At 74.3% G+C, this 952-nt stretch carries 1 protein-coding gene; it reads right to left on the bottom strand.

Annotated elements, in window-relative coordinates; translation table 11 throughout:
• The coding region (locus tag MTQ10_RS30730; RefSeq protein ID WP_247474077.1) for a class I SAM-dependent methyltransferase at window positions 1-829 on the bottom strand (829 nt) is incomplete at its 3' end.
• Window positions 830-952: the final 123 nt, after the last annotated feature.

Genomic DNA, 952 nt, shown 5'->3' with positions numbered 1-952 from the left:
CCTCCCCGCTCCCCTCCCTGAACGGCGCCAGGAACTCCCCCGCCGTCCGGTTCCAGGTCGGGATCGTCATCCGCGCGAACTCGTCCTCCCCGATCAGCCCCTGCCGGACCAGCTCCCGCAAAACCTCCACCGCCGCGTCCATCAGCCCGTCGGCCCCGCTGTCCCCGTCGTCGGAGGCCGCCCCGCCGACGACGACCAGCTGCCCGCCGGGTCGCAGCTCACGCGCCCGGTGCCCGAGGAAGGCCTCCCAGTCGGCCCGCGACTGCGCCTTCAGTGCCTCGCGCACCTCTCCGCGCGCCCGCGAGGAGAAGATGTGGTCGGGGATCGGCTCGGGCACCCGGGACAGCCAGTGCACGGCGATCGCGCTCCACGCGAGATGCAGCTCCCCGGCGGGGAACAGCGGCTCGTAGAAGGACCGCGCCTCGGCATAGGCGAAGACGCCAGGCTCACGGGCGTACGACCCGGGCGAGTCCATGATCGTCGCCAGGAGCGCGTCGAAGTCGTTCGCGAGGATGTCCGTGTGGACGACGGTCACCGCCGTGTCCGCCCCCGCACGCGCCCGTACGCCCTCGACGACGACCCGCATCGGGTCCAGCGAGTTGCTCCCGGACGCCGCGCCCAGGTCCGCCGCCCGGAACGGCGCGCCGGTCTCGGGCAGGGGTACGGCCTCCAGGGCCCGGCGCAGGACAGGGATGCCGTAGTCGTTCGCGTGGTGCTGGACCCCGGAGTGCCGTCCGTAGTCCCGGCCCATGGCGCCCTCGGCGATGTGCTGCCCCTGTGTCCGGCTGCCGGCGCCCTCGGTGCTGCGCGGTGCGGCGGTACTGCTCATCGGGACCTCGCTCTTTCTGGTCACGGCCCCTCTGACCACGATAGGCACGGGCGGGGCGTCCGCCACCTCGGTCGGCCGCCGGCCCGGACGCCGCCCCCTTGCCACTCCTGCCCCGCGCCCACC

It is taken from the genome of Streptomyces sp. XM83C (genome assembly GCF_023072675.1).
Lineage (GTDB): Bacteria > Actinomycetota > Actinomycetes > Streptomycetales > Streptomycetaceae > Streptomyces > Streptomyces thermocoprophilus.
This window is presented reverse-complemented; position numbering and strand designations above follow the sequence as displayed.